The 18,040-nt window shown below is 40.9% G+C and carries 18 protein-coding genes, 1 tRNA gene and 1 pseudogene; 12 read left to right on the plus strand and 8 right to left on the minus strand.

Annotation, left to right across the window (positions count from 1 at the left end; translation table 11 throughout):
* Positions 1-1,320: a glycoside hydrolase family 32 protein gene (locus AXE83_RS01955; protein ID WP_060955221.1), complete on the plus strand. Its 1,320-nt coding sequence runs from the start codon at positions 1-3 to the stop codon at positions 1,318-1,320.
* 25 nt (positions 1,321-1,345) lie between these two features.
* Here the strand turns inward: AXE83_RS01955 and AXE83_RS11525 are convergent, their stop codons facing one another.
* The 5 genes from AXE83_RS11525 to AXE83_RS01975 form a co-directional block, all read right to left on the minus strand.
* Positions 1,346-1,471, minus strand: a complete 126-nt coding sequence (locus AXE83_RS11525) for a hypothetical protein (RefSeq protein ID WP_257721057.1) — start codon at positions 1,469-1,471, stop codon at positions 1,346-1,348.
* A 66-nt stretch (positions 1,472-1,537) separates the two neighbouring features.
* On the minus strand, positions 1,538-2,416 hold the full coding sequence (locus AXE83_RS01960; protein ID WP_060955222.1) for an SDR family NAD(P)-dependent oxidoreductase: 879 nt from the start codon (positions 2,414-2,416) through the stop codon (positions 1,538-1,540).
* A gap of 1 nt (position 2,417) precedes the next feature.
* Positions 2,418-3,254, minus strand: coding sequence for an alpha/beta fold hydrolase (locus tag AXE83_RS01965; RefSeq protein WP_060955223.1), 837 nt, complete (start codon positions 3,252-3,254; stop codon positions 2,418-2,420).
* 13 nt (positions 3,255-3,267) lie between these two features.
* Positions 3,268-4,272, minus strand: coding sequence for an NADP-dependent oxidoreductase (locus tag AXE83_RS01970; protein ID WP_060955224.1), 1,005 nt, complete (start codon positions 4,270-4,272; stop codon positions 3,268-3,270).
* A gap of 77 nt (positions 4,273-4,349) precedes the next feature.
* The gene (locus tag AXE83_RS01975; RefSeq protein WP_060955225.1) at positions 4,350-4,781 is read right to left on the minus strand and encodes an Rrf2 family transcriptional regulator; all 432 of its coding nucleotides are present in this window, start codon (positions 4,779-4,781) and stop codon (positions 4,350-4,352) included.
* 649 nt (positions 4,782-5,430) lie between these two features.
* Here AXE83_RS01975 and AXE83_RS01980 point away from each other — a divergent pair.
* A complete protein-coding gene (locus AXE83_RS01980; protein WP_060955226.1) occupies positions 5,431-6,720 on the plus strand; it encodes a hypothetical protein in 1,290 nt (429 codons plus the stop codon).
* A 9-nt stretch (positions 6,721-6,729) separates the two neighbouring features.
* On the plus strand, positions 6,730-7,818 hold the full coding sequence (locus tag AXE83_RS01985) for an AI-2E family transporter (RefSeq protein ID WP_060955227.1): 1,089 nt from the start codon (positions 6,730-6,732) through the stop codon (positions 7,816-7,818).
* A gap of 271 nt (positions 7,819-8,089) precedes the next feature.
* On the opposite strand, the gene AXE83_RS01990 is transcribed toward AXE83_RS01985, so the two are convergent.
* From AXE83_RS01990 to AXE83_RS02000, 3 genes are all read right to left on the minus strand, one after another.
* Positions 8,090-8,605 carry a DUF308 domain-containing protein gene (locus AXE83_RS01990; RefSeq protein WP_049509307.1) on the minus strand — a complete coding sequence of 172 codons (516 nt, stop codon included), beginning with the start codon at positions 8,603-8,605 and terminating at the stop codon, positions 8,090-8,092.
* Positions 8,606-8,955: 350 nt separating this feature from the next.
* A tRNA-Lys gene (locus tag AXE83_RS01995) sits at positions 8,956-9,028 on the minus strand.
* Between the two features lie 262 nt (positions 9,029-9,290).
* The gene (locus AXE83_RS02000) at positions 9,291-10,562 is read right to left on the minus strand and encodes a replication-associated recombination protein A (RefSeq protein ID WP_060955228.1); all 1,272 of its coding nucleotides are present in this window, start codon (positions 10,560-10,562) and stop codon (positions 9,291-9,293) included.
* A gap of 115 nt (positions 10,563-10,677) precedes the next feature.
* Between AXE83_RS02000 and AXE83_RS02005 the strand changes: the two genes are divergently transcribed.
* From AXE83_RS02005 to AXE83_RS02045, 9 genes and pseudogenes are all read left to right on the plus strand, one after another.
* Complete coding sequence (locus tag AXE83_RS02005) at positions 10,678-11,148, plus strand: DUF3013 family protein (RefSeq protein WP_060955229.1); 471 nt, start codon at positions 10,678-10,680, stop codon at positions 11,146-11,148.
* Between the two features lie 18 nt (positions 11,149-11,166).
* Positions 11,167-12,240, plus strand: coding sequence for a M50 family metallopeptidase (locus tag AXE83_RS02010; RefSeq protein ID WP_060955230.1), 1,074 nt, complete (start codon positions 11,167-11,169; stop codon positions 12,238-12,240).
* A 28-nt stretch (positions 12,241-12,268) separates the two neighbouring features.
* The gene (locus tag AXE83_RS02015; protein WP_060955231.1) at positions 12,269-12,802 is read left to right on the plus strand and encodes a hypothetical protein; all 534 of its coding nucleotides are present in this window, start codon (positions 12,269-12,271) and stop codon (positions 12,800-12,802) included.
* Between the two features lie 49 nt (positions 12,803-12,851).
* Positions 12,852-13,286 carry an NUDIX hydrolase gene (locus AXE83_RS02020; protein ID WP_049509292.1) on the plus strand — a complete coding sequence of 145 codons (435 nt, stop codon included), beginning with the start codon at positions 12,852-12,854 and terminating at the stop codon, positions 13,284-13,286.
* Positions 13,283-13,756, plus strand: a pseudogene (locus AXE83_RS02025) (GNAT family N-acetyltransferase). The gene AXE83_RS02020 and the pseudogene AXE83_RS02025 overlap by 4 nt, the downstream one beginning before the upstream one ends.
* Positions 13,757-13,893: 137 nt before the next feature.
* Positions 13,894-14,844 carry a 50S ribosomal protein L11 methyltransferase gene (gene prmA / locus AXE83_RS02030; RefSeq protein ID WP_150114555.1) on the plus strand — a complete coding sequence of 317 codons (951 nt, stop codon included), beginning with the start codon at positions 13,894-13,896 and terminating at the stop codon, positions 14,842-14,844.
* A gap of 1 nt (position 14,845) precedes the next feature.
* Positions 14,846-15,589: a 16S rRNA (uracil(1498)-N(3))-methyltransferase gene (locus AXE83_RS02035; RefSeq protein WP_060955233.1), complete on the plus strand. Its 744-nt coding sequence runs from the start codon at positions 14,846-14,848 to the stop codon at positions 15,587-15,589.
* 10 nt (positions 15,590-15,599) lie between these two features.
* Positions 15,600-17,396, plus strand: coding sequence for an oligoendopeptidase F (pepF, locus tag AXE83_RS02040; protein ID WP_060955234.1), 1,797 nt, complete (start codon positions 15,600-15,602; stop codon positions 17,394-17,396).
* Positions 17,397-17,571: 175 nt separating this feature from the next.
* A complete protein-coding gene (locus AXE83_RS02045) occupies positions 17,572-18,021 on the plus strand; it encodes a thioredoxin domain-containing protein (RefSeq protein ID WP_223299869.1) in 450 nt (149 codons plus the stop codon).
* Positions 18,022-18,040 lie beyond the last annotated feature (19 nt).

Consider the following 18,040-nt stretch of genomic DNA (forward strand, 5'->3'; position numbering starts at 1 on the left):
ATGGGAGATAAAAAATACACAGTAGAGAGGGCCAATCGCTATATAGAAGAAAATAAGCATCTGGTTAATACTCAATATAAACCTGAGGACCACTTCTCTGCTGAGATTGGCTGGATTAATGATCCAAATGGATTCGTCTATTTTCGTGGAGAATACCATCTCTTTTATCAGTTTTATCCTTATGATAGCGTTTGGGGGCCAATGCACTGGGGCCATGCTAAAAGTAAGGACTTGGTGACTTGGGAGCACTTGCCAGTGGCACTTGCTCCTGACCAAGACTACGACCGCAATGGTTGCTTCTCAGGGTCAGCTATCGTCAAAGACGATCGCCTCTGGCTCATGTATACTGGACATATCGAAGAAGAATCCGGTGTCCGTCAAGTGCAAAATATGGCATTTTCAGACGACGGGATTCACTTTGAAAAGATTTCCCAAAATCCAGTTGCGACAGGTGCAGACTTGCCAGATGAGCTAATCGCTGCTGATTTCCGCGATCCAAAACTCTTTGAAAAAGATGGACGCTATTATTCGGTAGTTGCTGCCAAACACAAAGATAATGTGGGCTGTGTCGTTCTACTAGGGTCCGATAACCTAGTAGAGTGGCAGTTCGAATCCATCTTTTTAAAAGGGGTAGAACACCAAGGCTTTATGTGGGAATGTCCAGACTACTTTGAGTTAGATGGAAAAGACTGCATCATTATGTCACCAATGCGTTATCAACGTGAGGGTGATTCTTACCACAATATCAATTCCTCTGTATTGGTTACAGGTCAGGTAGACTGGGAAGCTAAACAGTTCATTCCAGAAACAGTAGAAGAAATCGACCATGGCCAGGACTTCTATGCGCCTCAAACATTGTTGGATGGCCAAAATCGTCGTATCATGATTGCTTGGATGCAGATGTGGGGGCGTACACTTCCAACTCATGACCAAGATCATAAGTGGGCTGGTGTCATGACCTTACCTCGTGTACTTCGATTGAAGGATGGGAAGTTATTCCAAACTCCTATCAAGCAAGGGGGCCATCACATTCAAATTGATGGTGATCAGCGTTACCGTTTGGGAAGCGATACAGATTATCTAGAGTTTGGTTATGATAGCACAGCCAAGCAAGTCTATATTGATCGTAGTCATCTGGCTCAGAAAATCCTCGGTGAAGAAGAACAGGATACGAGCCACCGCTATGTAGATGTAGAAGCTAAAGAATTGGAAGTTTTTGTAGATAAAAATTCCATCGAGATTTTTGTCAATCAAGGTGAAGCAAGCATGACGGCAACTTATTACTTAACAGTGCCAGCTGAGCTATCACGAATTGATTAAAAAATAATACTCTTCGAAAATCTCTTCAAACTACGTCAGCTTCACCTTGCCGTAGATATAGGTAACTGACTTCGTCAGTCTTATCCACAACCTCAAAACAGTGTTTTGAGCAACCTGCGACTAGCTTCCTAGTTTGCTCTTTGATTTTCATTGAGTATAAGTTATTTCTCTTAAAGAAAAAGTTCTCTTTCTAGCAAAATGGAAAGAGAACTTTTTTCTAATTAAGCAGATCATATTTCTGTTTAAACAATTCAATTTTATCATTACAGTAATTGATTAAATCTCGAGCTTTTTCAATTGTATAGCCTTTTTCAGATACCGACTTCACTTTCTTTTCATCAAAATAGAAGCCAGTAAAGCCCCTGACTTCCTCTGATAAGGTGAGATAATAGCCTGTTTCAATCCCCTGATCTAAATCTTTCGAGAGAGACTTCATCAGGCGTCCGAAGAGAGACTTTTTCGTCTTTTCATCACTGGAATCATTCCCCAAGTTGGTTGAAATCAAGTCAGGATGGTAAGAATTGATGGTGATGTTTGAACCTTTTAAAAAGAAATCTCTTGCTAGATAGCGTGTCATCCAAATGGTATAGAGTTTGGAATTATTATAGGCCAATCCTGGATTGTATTCTTTCTCAAATCCAAAGTCCAAATCCTTGACCTTGGCAAAATGATGCATATAGGAAGAAGTATTAATGACACGGCTGTCAGCCGATTTTTCTAACAAGGGGCTTAGCTCAGTTGTTAACAGATAGGGAACGAGAACGAATAACATAAAAGTCAACTCGACATTTTTAGCACTCGCTTTTCGTTCTTTTCCTGCATACAGGCCTGCATTGTTAAACAAGACATCGATCCTTTGAAAGTCTCGCTTGATTTCCCCTACAAATCGATAAACATCGTCTAATTTTGAAAAATCTGCCAAGTAGCTCGAAACTCTGCCTCTCAAGGAAACGGCCCGAACCTCTTGAAGCGCCAGCTCAAGTTTTTGAGGATTGCGACCATGGAGGATGACCTGATGGCCTTCACTGGCTAATTTCTTTGCCAAATGTTTACCGATACCGTCAGTAGCACCTGTAATCAGAATCGTTTTGACCATATTAGTCCTCCAAGAAAGCAATGAGTTCTTTTGAAAACTCCTCTGCATATTGGAAGATCGAACCGTGACCAGCATTTGGATAGATGATCAGCTTACTATCTTTTATTTTCTCATGCATATCATAAGAATTTTCTGTTGGAACCTGCATATCCTTGTCCCCGTTGACGATTAAGGTTGGTTGGGTGATAAATCTTAGGTCGTCTTGAGAATCTTTCCCCCAACGTTTAATGGCTTTGAGTTGAGTCAAGAAACCAGGCACACTCATGTCTTTGTCCGCAAATTCCTTGGTTCGCATTCCCATTCGTCCGAGAACTTTCAAAGCTTCGATTTTTCCTTGTTCATCATGGTTATAGAAGATATAGCGTTTAGGATCGATGCGCTCGAGTCCAGCTTTAAACATATAGTTAAATGTTTTCCCTGTGACCTTATCAATCTCTTTTCCACCTCGAGGTCCTGTTCCTGCTATAATGAGACGATTGACCAAATCAGGCTTGATTCGGACCATTTCTTGGGCAATCATCCCTCCCATAGAAAGACCTAGGAGATTGATTTTATCGTAACCAAGGGATTGAATAAAGGCAATCGTCTGCTCAGCCATTCCAGAAATGGTTGGGGCCACTTTTCCTTGACTGGCTCCCACACCAGGAAGGTCGACCACAATCACATGGTGCTTTTCAGCAATCAAGTCCAAAAGTTTTGGATCCCAGTTGTCGAGGGTTGCTGCCAAGTGGACCAGCATCAGAAGAGGTAGTTTTGATTTGCCTTTGCTGAGTTCGCGATAGGCAATTTTGTTCCCTTCAACAGTGATGTATTGATTTTTAGTTGTAAGATATGACATTGTCTTTTCCTTTTTATTTCTTAAAGCTGAGGACAGTTTTTCCACGTGAGCGACCATTAGCGACCTTGTCTAAGGCGCTATTCACTTCTTCAAATGGATAGACTGTATCGATAGATGGCTTGATTTCTAATTTGCTAAAGAGGTCAGCTACCTCTTGTAATTGAGCACCATTGCTTTCCACAAAGATAAAATGGTAGTGAACGCCGTATTTGTCAGCCATCTTATCAAATTTGCGACCAGCTAAGCCAAGAATCATCTGTTTCCATTTTGGCAGGTTCATGCGTTTGGCAAAGTCACCATTTGGCATAGCACGGAGGGAAACAAGCTGACCACCTTTTTTCATGATAGACATTTGTTTTTCAGTCTCAGCGCCACCAAGGGTATCGAGGACATAATCAACCTGGCTAACAGTTTTTGTATAATCCTCTGTTTTATAATCGATAAAGCGGTCTGCTCCTAGGTTCAATACACGCTCAGCGCTATCTCCAGCCCCATTGGTAATGACCTTCAAACCTTTAGCCTTAGCAATCGGAATGGCCATACCGCCGACACCGCCTGTACCACCAGAGATAAAGATGGTTTTGCCAGCTTGAGCCCCCATGAGTTCTAAGGCTTGCATAATGGTTAAGGCAGTCAAAGGAACAGCAGCGGCTTCCTCGTCAGACAGATAGTCTGGAACCTTGGCTAGAGCCTGACTATCGACAGCTACGTATTCTGCAAAGGCACCAATATGATTAAGTGGTAAACGCCCAAAAACTCGGTCTCCGACTTTGAGATTTTTGACTTGTCTACCTGTCTCTTCAATGATACCGACCACTTCATTTCCAGCAGTTTGTGGAAGTTTGTAAGGGACGATCACCTTTACTTCACCACGGGAAATCATGTTATCCAGAGGATTAACACCAGCTGCGGTGACTTTGACCAAAACTTCTTTGTCTGTGATGCTTGGTTTTGCGATTTCTGTGATGTTTAGTGTGATATTGTTTTTGTTATAAGTAGTATGTTGTGCGACTTTCATTGTCTACCCTTTTCTATTTTTTGTTGTATCCGATAGAGATACAAGCATAGTCTTTTTAAAACTGATCTGCATGCAAATCAGTTTCGTTTTTGTTTGGCATCTTTATAAAGATTGTTAATGACATCTTCTAAGGTTTGCTGGGCTAGTTCCTTATCAAGTTGAGCTTCAGCGCTAGCAAATAGTGGCGAAATGGCAGCTTGAATATGTTTCCCTACTGGGCAATCCGGATTGCTATTTTGGTGAACGGGAAATAAGCTGATGTGGTTGACTTCTTGTGTGGAAAAATAAATCTCAAGTAAGGTCACTTCCTTTGGGGACTTACTGAGTTGATAGCCTGTTTTTCCTTGATGGGAAGTAATTAAGCCAGCGTTTTTCAATAAGGCAATCACCTTACGAATATAACTAGCGTTGGTTCCGACGCTCTCAGCCAGAGCTTGTGAACTTAAGGTATCCTTGCTCTCGCTAATCATGGTTAGGATATGTAAGGCTACTGAAAATTTTGTATCCATATAAACTCCTTTGGATAACTTGTATCTAATACGAGAACAAGTATATCACAAATAAAATGAAAAGCAAGACTTTTGTTTTAAATTTTTAAAATATTTTTGAAGAGTGTCATCAGATTAGAGATGTCTGGAAAGGCAGTTCATAAAAAATAGTGAGATAAACTTGTTTTAAAGAAACAGCATCTCCCCTCTCTGCTTGATCAAACATATCTTAGTTTGTGCCTAGTAAACTTTGTTTAATAATCTAATTATATGTTATTTCATTCCGTTTTTTTGTTCTTTTCAAAGCGTTATGAGGACTTGAAACTTCTTTTATGATTTTTAATTAGTAAAATGTTGAACTATAGTGAGTTTTGTGTCACAATAGATAGTATATAAATCATTAATAGAATAGAAATAATATTTTCTTACCTTTACAAGTAGTATTGGTTAGACATTTTTTCGTCTCAATTGTACTTATCTCTCAAGTTTAGCTAGTTTTTAAAAGCTCTGATTTCGACTCAATAAAACAAATTTCAGAAGTGCAAAAGACAAGATGGTGACATTGCTACAGTCAGTCGCCATGTCTTGCTGGCACAGGCTGTTTGTGCCGTCAGCTATTTACCAGTCAATTTGATCAAAGGGCTTAATTATTATTTTTGAAAGGTCTTTTATGGAAAAAATTCTTTCTTTAGGTCTGACAGGTAAGAAATTACTTGTTCAGGGTTTCTTGTTTGTTCTGCTAGGTCTTATCTTGATGGTCACGGGAACTTGGTTGCCAGTGACGGTTATTCGACTGGTTCTGTTTTTAGCTTGGATAGCAACGGTCTTAGATTTAGTATTACGTATTTTCAAAAAAAGTCAGTCAACGGACACCTTGGGAGTTGCACTGGTTAAATTGTTAGTGATGGGATATTTGCTAGGCTCGAATCTTGCTACTGATGTGCCAATTTATATTTTGGCTCTTGTGATTGGAATTTATCAGATTTTTCATGCTAGTATCAACCTTGTCACCTATGTTCTCTACCGCAAAAACAAAATTCGACCTCGTTTTCGTTTCTTACTAGATGGTCTCGTACTAGTTTTTCTTGGTGGGACTAGTCTTTTGTCCTCTACGGGAAATTCTGTCTTTCAACTCTTTGTTTTAGGGGCTTATTTTTGCCTTTATGGTGTGTCCAATATCCGTGACGGTTTCTTATTTGAAAAGGAAATTGGGAAAAACCATCTCAAACGTCGTGTCAGAATGAGCTTACCTATTGCCCTAGCCGCTCTCATCCCTGCAAGAACTTTAGCAAAAATTAACAAATTTATGCTGGAAAATGCTGATGAGGAAGAAGATATCCATCTTGGAATGGTGAAGTCTGGTAAGACAGCGGAGCTTGAAATTTTCGTTCATACAGCGGAGACTTCTCTATTTTCAGCTATTGGTCATGTGGACCTTTGTTATCAAGGACGTGTGATTTCTTATGGAAACTATGATCCGTCATCTGAGACCTTATTTGGTATGGTTGGAGATGGTGTTTTATATTTTTGCGACCGTGATAAGTACATTGACTTATGTAAACGGGAGAGTCAAAAAACGCTATTTGGTTACGGAATAGATTTGACACCGGAAATGGAAGAAGCGGTTCAGGAAAAATTAGCTGAATTAAAACAACTAACGATTCCATGGGAGCCAAGTGCGGATAAAATCACGACAGGTGATGGTAAGGAAGACTACACCTACGCTTATAAAATCAGACATGAGACGGATGGGGAACTTTATAAATTTATCAAATCTAAGTTTAAATCCTACTTTGTCTTATCCACAAATTGTGTGCTCCTGGCAGATACCATAGTCGGTCAGGCTGGAACAGATATCCTCTCACCCAAAGGATTTATCGCACCAGGAACTTACCAAGCTTACCTTGACCGAGAGTTTGAAAAACCAAATAGTATAGTCGTATCTAAACATGTTTATTAAGGAGAATTTATGAATTTAGTAAAAAAATACACCCCATTAATACTTTTTATAGGGCTGGTTACTCTTGTAATTCTGAATGCATCAAGCTTTATATCAGGGGCAGTATCTCTCTTTGAAGTAACTTCTACCTTGATTTATGGTGCTGTCATTGCTTTTGTGCTCAATGTTCCCATGAAAAAAATTGAAGAATTCCTAGTTAAAATGAAGGTAAAGGCAGGGTTGCGCCGTCCGATTGCCATGGTACTTGTTTTCCTAGCTCTTATCTTAATCGTGATTGCTCTTTTGGTTTTGGTGCTGCCAACCCTAGCTCAGACTATTAGTCAGCTGGGAACAGTCCTTTCAACAGTCCTTACTCAACTTGGGAAATTGCTAGGCAGCTCGGAATTTGTAACCAAAGACATGTTGTCAACTATCGTATCAGGCATACAGGGACAATCTAGTTCTATTAGCCAAGCTTTGATAGGTTTTTTATCAGGTCTGACTAGTAATATCGGCAATATTTTTTCAAGTTTGATGAATGCCTTTTTGATTATAGTCTTCACCTTTTCATTTTTATCCAGTAAGGAACATTTGGCAGCGATGACGAGTCGACTTCTAAAAGTTTTTCTTCCAGAGAAGGTGGTGATAAAGTTGACTTACATTGGACAAGTAGCACTAGAGACTTATGACCAATTTTTGATGAGTCAGCTGATTGAAGCAGTTATCATAGGAGTTATGATAGCGGTTGGTTACAGCATGTTTGGGATACCCTATGGAGTAATGACAGGTATCTTTGCAGGAGTGCTATCGTTCATTCCTTATGTAGGGCCTATGATTGCTTGTGTTGTGGGAGCGATTTTTATCTTCACAGTGAGTCCTACTCAAGCCTTACTTTCTCTTCTTCTATATCAAGTTATACAGCTGATTGAAGGAAACCTTATTTATCCAAAAGTTGTAGGTCAGTCTATTGGTTTGCCAGCTCTTTTCACACTTGCAGCAGCTAGTATCGGAGGGAATCTTTTCGGACTGCTTGGAATGATATTCTTTACCCCCGTATTTGCTGTTATCTATCGACTGGTTAAAGAATTTGTCGTTGCAAAGGAAAATCAGGTAGATTAAGAAAGACTGAATTTAATAAGATATACTGAGAAGAGAGTGAGAGATTCTCTTCTCTTTTATTTTTAAATACTTTGCTACAAAAAGCTATTGGACGTAAAAAAGCCTTGATTTCAAGGCTTTTTCCTGTTGATTTAGATGCCCCTACAAGGGCTCGAACCTGCGCCCCATAGATTAAGAGTCTACTGCTCTACCAACTTAGCTAAAGAGGCAACAGAAAAAGCTGAGAATGTAACTTCCCAGCTATTTTAATATGCCCAAAATGGCAGCTAGATTATTTACGAAAGGCATCAAGGATATAGGTGAAACCAACAATTAAAAATGCAAAGGCAACGACATAAACGACAAAGACACTTGTAGCTACTGGATTGAACAAAATCACTAGACCTAGTAAAAATGCAAGCAACGCTATCCACATGATATGGTTGCCAATAATAGGGAAAATCAATCCCAGACGATTGCCTTTAAAGAAAACTATAATGGCTTCTACAATTAACCAAATCCCTAAAATAATTGGAATGACAACTGGCAGCGTCACAAAGCCATAGGCAACGAGGTAAAGAGCTAAGAGAAGATTAACAATCCCTTGGAAAAGATGAGCTGGTGAGCGAAGCTCTTTTGGTACAGAGAAATAGCCTAAAATAGCTGCTATGGAAGCAACCAGTAAACCAAATGCAATCCACCAGCTGTAAGCAACAAGATTAGCTACTGGGTCTGTAAATAGAAAGAGTGCTAAAAGGACAAAAATAACTCCTGCAAGGAATAGCGATAAACGATTAGAAAATTTCATTTCAAGACCATCCTGTTATATAGTATAGTTTAATAGTAAAAATATTATACACCTTTTTAGAGGAAATATCAATAAACTAAATGGAAAATTTGGAAGTTTCAGTCTGATTCATGAAAAGAAAATCAGTTTTTATTATTTTGAAAATAAAAAGAGAAGATAAAATTTGTCTTCTCTACATGAAAATATTGTATGGCATCAAAGCAAAAGTAACTGGCTTTACACTATTTGTTAAGATGTAATTTGATTCAAAAAGAAAAGATAGATTTAAAAGTGGGGCAAATGATGGGGCAAATCAGTTACAGACAAGCAAAAAAGCCTTGTAAATCAAGGCTTCTTCCTGTTGATTTAGATGCCCCCTGCAGGACTCGAACCTGCGACCCATAGATTAAGAGTCTACTGCTCTACCAACTGAGCTAAGGAGGCAAATAAAAAGCTGTATTGGTGCCGAAACTTCACGGTTTGTATTGAACCCGCGCAATTAAGCAGGTGGGCAACTCGCTCTAACTGAAGCTGTTTCCGTGTGAGACGGCCTACATGCTGTTAGAAGACTTTTGTTTCCCTAATAATACAAAAAATAGTCGGTCAACACTTAAATGTGAAGTCGTACACCACAGCGTTTCTATGATTATATGATACCACTTTTTCAAAAAAAATCAAGGGAAAATTAAAAATTTTGAAAAGGATTTCATAAGTTTCGTAATTTATCAATGGTTTCCTTGCGTTGAGCCAGGGCCCGTTCGTATTTTCCACTATCTTCTGGAGAAAAGTAGTGGTGGTCACGGATTTTTTCTGGTAGGTATTCTTGCTTGACCCAGTGACCAGGATAATTATGTGGATAGAGATAATTTTGGGCGTTACCTAATTCCTTGCTGCCGCTATAATGTCCATCTCTCAAGTGACGTGGAATCGGTAGATGCCCCGATGTTTTAAGATCAGCCAAGGCCTTATCTATAGCCACGTAGGCTGAGTTAGACTTAGGTGAAAGTGCCAGATCAATGACGACATTGGCAATGAGGATACGAGCCTCTGGGAAGCCGATTCTTTGCGCAGCATCCAAAGCAGTTACGGTATGGATTTGCGCTTCTGGATTAGCTAAGCCAATATCTTCATAAGCAATCACAGTCAAACGACGAGCTAGGCTAGGAAGGTCACCAGCTTCTATCAAGCGAGCAGCATAGTGGAGACTAGCATCGACATCGGATCCACGGATGGATTTTTGCAGGGCAGATAGAACATCATAGTGTCCGTCTCCATCCTTGTCCATAGTGATGTAGCTTCTCTGAAGACTATTTTCCATGATGTCGAGGGTGATGTGGCGGACACCGTCATCATTTTCTGGGGTGGAGAGAACTGCTAAATCAAGCGAATTAAAGGCAGAACGGAGGTCTCCGTTGGTAGATGTTGCGATAAAATCAAGGGCATCATCATCTAACTCAACAGGGGACTCAAAACCTCGTTCAGGGTCAGTTATGGCTATTTGAATGGCTTCTTTGACATCTTGGTTAGACAAGGGTTCCAACTCAAAAATCTGAACACGACTGCGGATGGCTGGAGTGACAGAAAAGAAAGGATTTTCAGTTGTCGCCCCGATCATGATGACTAGACCGCTTTCCAAAAGAGGAAGGAGAAAGTCTTGTTTCGTCTTGTCAAGACGATGAATCTCGTCTAGTAGCAGTACAAGGCTACCTGAGAATTTAGCTTCCTCAGCGATTTCTTGGAGGCGTTTTTTACTATCAACTGTCGCATTGAAGGTCCGAAAAGCATACTTGGTCGTTCCAGCGATGGCTGAAGCGATACTGGTTTTTCCGATGCCTGGAGGTCCGTAGAGGATCATAGAGGATAGGCGATTTGCTTCCACCATACGGCGGATAATCTTGCCTGGTCCAACTAGATGCTCCTGACCGATGACCTGGTCGATGGTTTTGGGGCGCATACGAAGCGCGAGATTGTCTGGCATAGCAGTCCTTTCTAACATGGATTTTCTGATACGAATGTGGTAAGATGGTAGTATCTATTTTAGCATATTTCCGAGCATTCGGGGCGATTTAAGAGTCGTATAGAAAGAGGACAAAATGGCAACATACGGATTTTTAGATGTTTTACAAGAAGAGTTGGAAAAGAACTTTCCTTTTGATTATGAGATTAGTTGGGACAAGCGTAATCATGCGGTTGAAGTGAGTTTTCTATTAGAGGCACAAAATGCTGCAGGGGTGGAGATGTTAGATGAAGACGGAGAGGTTTCGTCAGATGATATCCTTTTTGAAGAAGCGGTACTTTTTTACAACCCTGCCAAGTCAACAGTTAATGCAGAAGACTATCTCACAGTCATCCCTTATTTGCCGAAGAAAGGTTTTTCTCGTGAGTTTTTAGCTTATTTTGCGCTATTTCTTAAAGATACTGCAGAGGTTGGACTAGATGCCCTCATGGACTTTTTGGAAGACCCAGAAGCAGAAGAATTCGTCATGGAATGGAACCAAGAAGTCTTTGAAGAAGGAAAAGTTGGATTGGAAGAAGGAGAATTTTACCCTTATCCGAGATACTAGGAGTTGGTTGGAGATTTTATGAAGAAAATTGGGATTTATTTGGTTTATGTGCTAGCTTTTGTATTTATTATGCTAGCTTTTGCTTGTGGAACAATCGCATTTGCAGAGTTGGGGTATTCCGCAGTTTTAGTCTTTACTTTTGGTTATGCCTTCGCTCTTCTAAGTATGTATTTAATCTTTATTCTTCATGAGTTGGGACATGCTTTTTGTGGCTACTTGACAGGCTATCGGCTGGTGGCTTTTGGATTAGGGAACTTTCTTTTAACCAAAAAGTCAGGAAGGCTTCATCTTAGTCGAACAGCAGTTATAAAAAATGTTGGTGCTCAGTATATTGGTTTAAAAGAGAATGAAAGTGATCAAAGAATCATCTTGATGCTTTCAGGAGGCTTGATAGTTCACCTTTGCTTGATATTATTGGCAACACTTTTTGGTTTTTTGACAACAAACTGGTATTTTGCAGGCACTTGGATTTGTCTAAATTTATCTCTTCTTTTATTCAATGCTCTGCCAGTTGGGATTACCGATGGAGCAAAAATTTGGGAATTGCTACAACACCCTGAAAATACGAAATACGCCTACCTGATGTTGAGGCATTCTGCCCAGACCTTGCTAGCTCCTCAAGAATATGATTTAAAAGACTTTATCATGTCTGTTGATGAGGATGTGAGAGGGAGTTTTGCAGAAAGTGTTCAGACTCTTCAGGGATTGGTATTCATATTGGATGATAATATAGAGCTTGCAAAGCAACAGTTTCAGTCTGTGTTAGAGAAAACAGATAATCCAATGTCTAAATCTATTTCTCAATTATACCTTCTTCAAATTGCTCTGATAGAAGGAGATAATAAGAAGGCGGAAGAATATGCAAGTATTCGAGGGGTCAAATCCTTTTTATCTCTAAAAACAGCAGATATGCAGGTCATTCAAGCTTGGTATCAATTTAAGGCAAAGAAAGATGTAGTTCAAACTCACAAGGCTATGAAGATTGCTAGACAAAAAATGAATAGCAGCCGGATGTTACGGGATGAGAAATCCTACTACCAGCAGTGGTTAGATGAGTTGGAACAAGCCATACAGGAAGAAGAGACTCAGTGAGCTGAGAAATAGAAAAGGGAGCTGTCCGATGCTTCAGAAATTTAAGCGGTTATTTAGTAAAAAATCCCAAGAACGTGAGTCGTTCCTTCCCCGCAATCGCTTTGCGGATCTAGATTTCGAGAGAGTATTGAAGTCAGGAACTCGTCGCCTTGTTAATGAGGAAGGACGCTATGCTGAGGATGGGAAAATCACAGAACTTGAATTTCCTGAAGATTTTGTGGAATTTGAATTTCTAGTTGGTTTTAAGACGGAGGAAGAAGAGCAGTTTCAGCAACTATTAGCTCGTTTAAATAGTATTGATAATGCTATTCAGTCCTATTTGGAAAGCGAGTTGCAACAACCCATCCCTCAGTATGCTAAGGATCTAGGCTATACTCAGAATAGGTGGGAGAAAACCTTTTACTTCCATCCTTGGATATTAAGTGGTGAGGAAAACCCGCCTAATCTTCGCTATGTTGCAGATTATGTAAACGATGAGTTTACGGTTTATTTTGCTAAAAAACATGGCAGATGGCAAGCATACTGGGATGCAGAGTGCCAAAAAGTAATCGAAGAAAGCTAGCTCGTATTTTCCTAGAGAGTAATTGTTATCATAGAAAAGAGTAAATATCATGGAATTATTGGATAGCAGAATGGATTTCCAAGGTTGCAAGATTGCCTTGATTTGTGGGGATAAGGTCTTGACTATCTTACGTGATGACAAGGACGATATCCCTTGTCCCAACATGTGGGAGTTGCCAGGTGGTGGTCGTGAAGGAAACGAAAGCCCTTTCGAGTGCGCAGCGCGTGAAGTTTATGAGGAATTGGGAATTCATTTATATGAAGACTGTCTGCTTTGGAGCAAGATTTATCCTAGCGTAATCTTTAAAGACAAGCAATCGGTCTTTATGGTTGGTCAGCTAAGACAAGAACAATTTGACAATATCACCTTTGGAGATGAAGGTCAGGCTTATAAGCTGATGCCCGTTGAAGAATTTCTCACTTCTAAACAGGCAGTGCCTCAGCTACAGGGGAGATTGAGGGATTATTTGGAGGAAAGTTTATGATAACACTTGTTCGAGCGGGAGCAGAGGATTTAGAAACTATTATTGCAATTCAGAGAGCCAGCTTTAAGGCTGTTTATGAAAAATACCATGATGAATATGACCCTTATCTCGAGGACCGCGAACGAATCAAATGGAAATTAGTCGAGCGTCCCAATAGCTATTACTACTTTGTAAAATAAGATGAAGAAAACATCGGATTTTTACGAGTTCAGACCAATGCCGAGTTAACGAATGCTTGGTTGGGAACGGCAGCGATTTTGCCTCAGTATCAAGGACAAGGGTATGGATCTAAAGGTTTAAGCTTACTGGAAAAAGAATTTCCAACCATCACACAATGGGATTTGTGTACGGTATTACAGGATGCGGGAATGGTTGCCTTCTACGAGAAGAATGGCTACCGTCAAACTCATATCGAGCCTGAAAAAGAAGGCATGGATATGGTCTACATGAAAAAATTGATAGAGAAATAGAAAGGATGGTTCAGTTAAATTTCTAAACTGAACCCGCCCTAAACACGGTGCCAAAAAGATAAACTTCTTATATACACAAACGTCTTCAGAGAGTTTCCTATTTTGGCTTTGTGTTTTACGGGCTTGGTATCTTAATGATGGAAACATGGCAAGAGTTAAAAGTTACAGTGAAGCGTGAGGGAGAGGAGTTGGTTTCCAACCTCTTGATTGAGTTAGGTGCCCAAGGGGTAGCAATTGAAGATAGCATGGACTATGTGGGCAATGTCGACCGTTTCGGTGAGATTTTCCCAGAAGTCGAGCAACAGGAAGAAATCGTGGTGACTGCCTACTACCCTGACACAGTTGATGTAGCAGCTGTTGAAACGGATTTGCAGGCGCGTCTTGCAGAATTGACAGACTTTATGGACTTAGGAGAAGTCAAGATTGGCACGACTGCCTTGGCTGAGGAAGACTGGGCTGACAACTGGAAGAAATATTATGAGCCAGCTCGTATCACTCATGACTTGACTATCGTGCCGTCATGGACGGACTATGAGGCGACAACTGGCGAGAAGATTATCAAGCTAGATCCTGGTATGGCCTTTGGGACAGGGACCCACCCAACAACCAAGATGAGCCTTTTTGCCTTGGAGCAGGTTCTTCGTGGCGGCGAAACAGTACTAGATGTAGGGACTGGTTCTGGTGTTCTTTCTATTGCTAGTTCTCTTCTTGGCGCTAAGGAAATCTTTGCCTATGACCTAGATGACGTGGCGGTTCGCGTCGCTCAGGAAAATATTGAGCTCAATCCTGGTATGGAAAACATCCATGTAGCCCCAGGCGATTTGCTTAAAGGCGTGGAGATTGAGGCAGACGTCATCGTGGCCAACATCTTGGCGGATATCCTCATTCATCTGACGGAGGATGCTTATCGCTTGGTCAAGGATGAAGGCTATCTCATCATGAGTGGCATTATCAAGGACAAGTGGGACATGGTGCGTGAGTCAGCTGAGTCAGCTGGATTTTTCCTTGAAACCCATATGATTCAAGGGGAATGGAATGCCTGTGTCTTCAAGAAGACCAAGGATATCTCTGGTGTAATTGGAGGCTAGTATGCAACAGTATTTTGTCAAGGGCAGTGCAGTCTCTCCTGTCACCATCGAGGACAAGGAGACCAGCAAGCACATGTTTCAGGTTATGCGCCTGAAAGAAGATGATGAGGTCGCTTTAGTATTTGATGATGGCATTAAGCGTTTGGCGCGCGTGGTCAATGTGGAGGCGCGTCAGTTTGAGCTGGTTGAGGAATTGGATGACAATGTGGAACTGCCAGTCCAAGTGACTATCGCATCTGGTTTTCCCAAGGGAGATAAGTTGGAGTTTATCACTCAAAAGGTGACGGAACTAGGTGCCAGTCAGATTTGGGCCTTCCCTGCAGACTGGTCAGTTGCTAAATGGGACGGTAAAAAACTAGGGAAAAAAGTCGAGAAACTAGAAAAAATCGCCCTTGGAGCAGCCGAGCAAAGCAAGCGCAACTTTGTCCCAAGTATTACGCTTTTTGAGAAAAAGGCAGACTTTCTAGCACAACTGAGCCAGTTTGATCGCATCGTGGTGGCTTATGAAGAGTCGGCTAAAGAAGGAGAATCAGCCGCACTTATACAAGCAGTTGCTGGACTGGAAAAAGGAGCTAAATTGCTCTTTATCTTTGGTCCAGAAGGTGGTCTCTCACCTGCAGAAATCGAGAGTTTTGAAGCTAAAGGAGCAGTCTTGGCAGGTCTTGGTCCTCGTATTTTGCGAGCAGAAACAGCACCGCTTTATGCCCTGTCAGCCCTTAGTGTTTTATTAGAATTAGAGAAATAAGAGGAAAAAGATGGAACAAAAACACCGTTCAGAATTTCCTGAAAAGGAACTTTGGGACTTAACAGCCCTATACCAAGACCGCGAGGATTTCTTGCGTGCGATTGAGAAGGCGCGTGAAGACATCAATCAATTTAGCCGTGACTACAAGGATAATCTTCACACTTTTGAAGATTTTGAAAAGGCCTTTGCAGAATTGGAGCAAATCTATATCCAGATGAGCCATATCGGTAATTACGCCTTTATGCCTCAGACGACAGACTATGGTAATGAAGATTATGCCAATATCGCCCAAGCTGGAATGGACTTTGAGACAGATGCCAGTGTCGCCTTAACCTTCTTTGATGATGCCTTAGTGGCTGCAGATGAGGAAGTCTTGGACCGTTTGGGTAACTTACCACATTTGACGTCGGCTATTCGTCAGGCGAAAATCAAAAAAGCCCACTATCTTGGGGCTGATGTGGAGAAGGCCTTGACTAATCTGGGTGAAGTTTTCTATAGTCCACAGGATATCTATACTAAGATGCGAGCTGGCGACTTTGAAATGGCTGACTTTGAAGCCCATGGGAAGACTTACAAAAATAGCTTTGTGACCTATGAAAATTTCTACCAAAATCACGAGGATGCTGAAGTTCGTGAGAAATCCTTCCGTTCCTTTTCAGAAGGACTTCGTAAGCACCAAAATACGGCTGCGGCAGCCTATCTAGCCCAAGTCAAGTCTGAAAAACTCTTGGCAGATATGAAGGGGTACGACTCAGTATTTGACTATCTTTTAGCTGAGCAAGAAGTAGATCGTTCCATGTTTGATCGCCAGATTGACCTCATCATGAAGGACTTTGCGCCAGTCGCTCAGAGATACCTCAAGCATGTTGCCAAGGTCAATGGTCTTGAGAAGATGACCTTTGCGGACTGGAAATTGGACTTGGACAGTGCTCTGAATCCTGAAGTGACTATTGATGATGCCTACGATTTGGTTATGAAGTCGGTAGAACCTTTGGGTCAAGAATACAGTCAAGAAGTTGCTCGCTATCAAGAAGAACGCTGGGTGGACTTTGCTGCTAATAGTGGTAAGGATTCTGGTGGCTATGCAGCTGATCCCTACCGTGTGCATCCTTATGTTCTCATGAGCTGGACAGGTCGTTTGAGCGATGTTTATACCTTGATTCATGAAATTGGTCACTCTGGTCAATTCATCTTTTCTGACAATCACCAAAGTTACTTCAATGCTCACATGTCTACCTACTATGTCGAAGCACCGTCAACCTTCAATGAATTGCTTTTAAGTGATTACTTGGAACACCAGTCTGATGATCCACGTCAGAAACGATTCGCTCTTGCTCACCGCTTGACAGATACCTACTTCCATAACTTTATCACCCACCTCTTGGAAGCAGCCTTCCAACGTAAGGTTTATACACTGATTGAAGAAGGAGAAACCTTTGGGGCAAGCAAACTCAACAGTATTATGAAAGAAGTCTTGACGGATTTCTGGGGAGATGCTATTGAGATTGATGATGATGCAGCACTGACTTGGATGCGCCAAGCTCACTATTACATGGGCTTGTATAGTTATACCTATTCAGCAGGACTTGTCATCTCGACTGCTGGTTACCTTCATCTTAAAAACTCTGAGAATGGAGCTAGAGACTGGCTCAATCTCCTCAAATCAGGTGGTAGCAAAACACCACTTGAATCAGCTATGATTATCAGAGCCGATATCTCAACGGATAAACCACTCCGTGATACCATCCAATTCTTGTCTGATACAGTTGACCAAATTATCAACTACAGTGCCCAGTTGGGAGAATAAAATCATAAAAGTGCAACAATAGAGTTATATTGTTGAGATTTTAGAATGACATTTATTTAATAAAGTTTACTAAAGACTTTGTCTTCAGAATGTGCGATATTATAGATCTATCGGTTGGATTTTATATCTTGTCGTGGGCGATTAGACTAGGGAAAATACTTAGAAAAGGACGGAGATGCTAGTGCGTGTCAATAAAAAACTTAGCTTGCTTATCATTGGAATTGCTATGCCGATTTTGTTTATGATTTGGAAATTCAGTCAGCCTGTTCTTCCAAAAACTTATCAGGAAGCTATTCAGTATACCAAAGCAATCAATATGAAAGAAATGCGCTCCAAACTTGCAAATGGCGACGAGTTTGTCGTCTACATTGGAAGAGAATCCTGTCCCTACTGTCAAAAGTTTGTGCCCAATTTGGCTCTAGCGATTCAAAAAAGTCACCAGACGGTCTATTATTTGGATAGTGATTCTGATGAAAAGGATGAAATTACAGCCTTTGCAAAAGAAATGGATATCCAAACCGTTCCGAATCTTTCAGTCTATCAAAATGGTAGTAAATCACGCTATTTAGAGCAAGGAAGTTCCGCTAGTCTTGAAGAAATCCTTTCATTTCTGAAGCATGAATAGGACAGAAAGATTGTTTTAA

The sequence above is a fragment of the Streptococcus sp. oral taxon 431 genome (assembly GCF_001553685.1).
In the GTDB taxonomy this organism is placed as follows: domain Bacteria; phylum Bacillota; class Bacilli; order Lactobacillales; family Streptococcaceae; genus Streptococcus.